5 protein-coding genes are annotated in these 4,503 nt (G+C 66.3%); 3 read left to right on the top strand and 2 right to left on the bottom strand.

Annotated elements, in window-relative coordinates; translation table 11 throughout:
- A partial coding sequence (locus tag VN047_RS18050; protein WP_325545120.1) for a VacB/RNase II family 3'-5' exoribonuclease occupies positions 1-2,019 on the top strand: 2,019 nt, incomplete at its 5' end.
- On the opposite strand, the gene VN047_RS18045 is transcribed toward VN047_RS18050, so the two are convergent.
- Entirely contained in the window at positions 2,016-2,813 is a 798-nt protein-coding gene (locus VN047_RS18045) for a helix-turn-helix transcriptional regulator (protein WP_325545118.1), read from the bottom strand. The genes VN047_RS18050 and VN047_RS18045 overlap by 4 nt on opposite strands.
- Here VN047_RS18045 and VN047_RS18040 point away from each other — a divergent pair.
- On the top strand, positions 2,787-3,320 hold the full coding sequence (locus tag VN047_RS18040; protein ID WP_325545117.1) for a hypothetical protein: 534 nt from the start codon (positions 2,787-2,789) through the stop codon (positions 3,318-3,320). The genes VN047_RS18045 and VN047_RS18040 overlap by 27 nt on opposite strands.
- On the opposite strand, the gene VN047_RS18035 is transcribed toward VN047_RS18040, so the two are convergent.
- Complete coding sequence (locus VN047_RS18035; RefSeq protein ID WP_325545115.1) at positions 3,317-3,772, bottom strand: universal stress protein; 456 nt, start codon at positions 3,770-3,772, stop codon at positions 3,317-3,319. The two genes, VN047_RS18040 and VN047_RS18035, sit on opposite strands and share 4 nt — an antisense overlap.
- 173 nt (positions 3,773-3,945) lie before the next feature.
- Here VN047_RS18035 and VN047_RS18030 point away from each other — a divergent pair.
- Positions 3,946-4,503 (top strand): biotin/lipoyl-containing protein (locus VN047_RS18030; RefSeq protein WP_325545113.1); only part of this gene is annotated, 558 nt, incomplete at its 3' end.

Here is a 4,503-nt window from a genome sequence, read left to right as displayed (position 1 = left end):
GCGCCGCGCCTGCGCGTGATGGAGCAGGGGCGCAAAGGCGCGCTCGGCGTCGGCGACCGCATCCTCGCACGCACCGAGGAACGCGGCAGCGGCCATGTCGCGCATCCGATGAAACGCCTGCAGGCGAGCGCCGAGATGGTCATCGGCGTGCTCGTCGAGGATGCGGGACCGGGCGGCAAGCCGATGGTCTGGCTGCGCCCCGCCGACAAGCGAGCGCGTTACGACTTCGCCGTCGCCGACAAGGGTAATGCCGATATCGGCGATCTCGTCCGCGCCGAACTTACGGGGCGCGGTCCGGCGATCAAGGCGAAGGTCGTTGACCGGATCGGCGACCCCTTTGCGCCCCGGTCGCTCAGCATGATCGCGATCGCGCGGCACGAAATTCCGCATGTCTTCGACGGTGAAACGCTTGCCGAGGCGGAGAAGGCGGCGAAGCTGCCGCTCACCCCCGACGGGCGCGAGGATCTGCGCGAGCTGCCGATCGTCGCGATCGACCCGATCGACGCGCGCGACCATGACGATGCCGTGTGGGCAATTCCCGACGATGATGCGGGCAACAAGGGTGGTTTCCGTGCGATCGTCGCGATTGCCGATGTCAGCTATTATGTGCGGCCCGACGGCGCGCTCGACCGCGAGGCGCGGCGGCGCGGCAACAGCGTCTATTTTCCCGATCAGGTTGTGCCGATGCTGCCCGAAACGCTGTCGGCCGGCGTCTGTTCGCTGAAGGCCGGGCAGGATCGCGCCGCGATGGCGTGCCATCTCGTCATCGACAAACATGGCAAGGTGAGGTCATGGCGTTTTACGCGCGCGCTCGTACGGCTCCGCGCCAACATCGCCTATGAACATGCGCAGGCAGCCTATGATGCCGATGCGCCGCGCGACGAATGGGATGCCGATGTGCTCCCGACGCTTCGTAACCTGTGGGCCTGCTGGGCGCTCCTCGCCAAGGCGCGTGCGGCGCGCGCCCCGCTCGATCTCGACCTGCCCGAACGGCAGGTCATCCTCGACGAGCAAGGCAGCATCGCCGAGATTCGCGTCCGCGACCGGCTCGACTCGATGCGCCTGATCGAGGATTATATGATCGCGGCGAACGTCGCCGCGGCGAAGGCGCTCGAGGCGAAGAAGTCGCCGGTCATGTACCGTATCCATGAGCCGCCGAGCCGCGAGAAACTGGTCGGCCTGAAAGACTATCTCGAAACCTTCGAGCAGAGCTTTGCGCTCGGGCAGGTCATCACGCCCGCGGTGTTCAATCGCCTGATCGACGGCTTTTCCGAAGACGACCGGCTGCCCGAGATCATGCAGGCGATTTTGCGCAGTCAGACGCAGGCCTATTACGGCCCCGCCAATGCGGGCCATTTCGGCCTTGCGCTGGGCAGCTACGCGCATTTCACCTCGCCGATCCGTCGATACGCCGACCTGATCGTCCACCGGGCGCTGGTCGATTCATACCGGCTCGAAGTGCCCGGCAAGCCGAAGGACCTGCCCGCGCGCACGGGTCTGGGCGAAGCCGACGCCAAGGGCCTGTCGCGGATCGGCGAGGCGATCAGCGCGCTCGAACGCCGCGCGATGGAGGCAGAGCGCGAGACGGTCGATCGCTATGTCGCGGCCTATCTGGCCAGCAAGGCCGGCGAGATTGTCGCCGCGCGGATCACCGGGGTTCAGCCCTTCGGCTTCTTTGCCACCGTCGACGGGCTCGGCGGCGACGGGCTGGTGCCGGTGTCGACGCTGGGCAGCGAACGATTTTTCTATGATGAAGCCGCGCGCAGCCTTGACAGCGAACATGGCCGGGTCAGTTATACGACCGGTCAGCGTCTCGACCTGCGCCTGATGGAGGCCAACCCGATCAGCGGCGCGCTACGCTTCGAATTGCCCGACGCGCCCGAGGGCGGCTTCCGCGCACGCCCGCCGCGGCGTGACGGCGTAAAGGGGAAGCCGATCGGGAAGGACAAGGCCGGCAAGCATATGGTCGGCAAGCGCGGGCGGCCAGCGAATATCAAGCACAAGGGCAAGCGACGCTAGTCGGCCTCAACCTGCCGCGCCGCCAGTTTCTGAAGCAAGGCCCCGCTCTCGGCGTCGGCGGGGAAAAAGGCTTCGATCGCAAGCTCCGACAAGGTGATGTCGACCGGAGTCCCGAAGATCGTCACGGTCGACACAAAGCGAATCCGCCCCGCAACGGTGTCGAGGATCAGCGGTACCGCGATGCCGTTGCCATGCCCGCCGCCATTGTCGTTCGCGGGGGCCGCATAGCCCGCAAGCTCGTCGCGCAGCGCGATCAGCCCTGCGTCGGCACTCGCCTCGATCTGCAGGTCGAGCCGGTGCAGGATATGCGCGCGCCACTCGCCGTGATTGACGATCTGCGGCGCCAGCCCCTCCGGATGCAGCGCGATGCGCAGCACATTGACCGGCGGTGCGAGGAGGGCGGGCGAGATTTGTTCGATCAGGATCGCGATCGCCTCGTTCGCCGCGACCATGTTCCAGTGCCGGTCGACCGCGAGCGCCGGATAAGGCTCGTGGCCCTTCAGCACATGCTCGACGATCGCGCGCATCCCCGCCATTTCGGTGCTGTCGAGCGCGCGTTCCTGATAATCGGGCGCATAGCCGGCCGCGAGCAGCAGCGCGTTGCGCGCGCGATGCGGGACGTCGAGGCAGTCGGCAATGCGCCCGAGCATCGCCGCGCTCGGCTTCGAGCGGCCGGTTTCGATAAAGCTCAGGTGCCGCGTCGAAATCTCGGTATCGAGCGCAAGGTCCATCTGGCTCATCCGGCGGCGCGTGCGCCATTCGCGCAATTGTTCGCCCAGCGTCGCGACTTGCATGATCGTCTCCTTCGTCCGGAGAGCTATACCTCCGCCTTCCTGTTTTCCATTACCTCCCGCGTAATCGACGCCATTCAATTCGGCGTCCAGTCTGAGGGGGTCGAAAGGAGAACCATTATGTCGATCCTCAATCTCAAGAATATCCTCGTCGCCGACGCCATCACCTGCGGAGGCGTTTTTGCCATTGGCCTGCTCGCCGCGGAACCGGTCGGTGCTTTGCTGGGCCTCCCCGCAAATGTCGTCGCAATCGGCGGCTGGATCTGCGTTGCTGCCGCGCTCCTGATGGTCGTCGCGGCGCGGCAAGCGGTGCCGAATTCCGCGCTGGTCAAGCTGATCGCGCTCGGCAATCTCGGCTGGGTCGCGGCGAGCTTCGCGGTCGTCGCGACGTTCGCAGGTCAGATGTCCGGGCTCGGCATTGCCGTCGTCATCGCGCAGGCCTTCGGCGTGCTCGGCTTTGCCATCCTCGAATGGAAAGACGCGGGCGCGCCGCGCAGCCTGGTCGTCTAGCTCAGCGCGTCGAGCCGGGCGATATCGATCCCGCCCGGCACCAGCATCACCGGACAGGGGAGGGTTCCCGCATCCTGTCCGGTGAAATGCGCGACCAGCGGTCCCGGCGCGCCCGACGCCGCCGTCGCCAGCACCAGCGCGGCGATCTCGTCGCTCGCGCCGATCAGTTCGCGCACCACTTCGACGGGTTTGCCCGACTTGATCATGATCTGCGGCGTGACCCCGGCTTCCTGCACCACCGCGTCGGCGGCGGCCGCCACCAGTTCCTCGGCATGCTCGCGCGCTTCGGCCTCGATCGTCGCCTGGACGCCCCCGAACGCGACAAAATCCTGCGGCGCGATGATCGCCAATACGATCACTCCGCCCCCCGTCCGGGCTGCACGCCGCGCGGCAAAACGCAGCGCCAGCGACGCCTCCGGACTGTCGTCGATCACCACCAGATATGTCCGCATCGCCCCGACCCCTCGTGTTTTTGCTTGTGTCCAGAGTGCGTCACATTCGTATGAAACGCAAGTTTGGCCCGCTGGACCTTGACCGACGCAAGGCTTATGGCGAGGAACAATCCGTAGCGGCAGGCTGGACCTGCAAGACTCACGCCCAAGATTCACGAGGGACAAATCCGACGATGCCGATCGAACTTAAAATGCCCGCCCTTTCGCCGACGATGGAGGAAGGGACGCTCGCCAAATGGCTGGTGAAGGAGGGCGATACGGTTAAATCGGGCGACCTGCTCGCCGAGATCGAGACCGACAAGGCGACGATGGAGTTCGAAGCGGTCGACGAAGGCACGATTGCACAAATTCTGGTCGCCGAAGGCACGGATAATGTGAAGGTCGGGACTGTTATCGCGGTGATTGCAGGCGAGGATGAAGATGCCGGGAGCGCCAAGGCTGCTCCTGCACCGGCGGCCGAGGCGAAAGCTGATTCTGCCCCGGCTCCCGCAAAAGAAGACGTCGCCTCCGCGAAGGCGGAGGCCGCTGGCAGCAGCGCGCCCAACGTAGCGGCCCCCGCCTCCGCGGGGGCGACGGATAAGGCCGCTCCCGCTGCCTCGGGTGACCGCATCAAGGCGAGTCCGCTCGCCAAACGCCTCGCCGCCGAACAGGGCATCGATCTCAAGACGCTGACCGGCACGGGGCCGGGCGGCCGCATCGTCAAGGCCGACCTCGAAGGCGCACCCGCTGGC

This window comes from Sphingopyxis sp., from assembly GCF_035565275.1.
In the GTDB taxonomy this organism is placed as follows: Bacteria; Pseudomonadota; Alphaproteobacteria; order Sphingomonadales; family Sphingomonadaceae; genus Sphingopyxis.
Note: the sequence above shows the minus strand (reverse complement) of the source record. Positions and strands in the feature narration are given on the sequence as shown.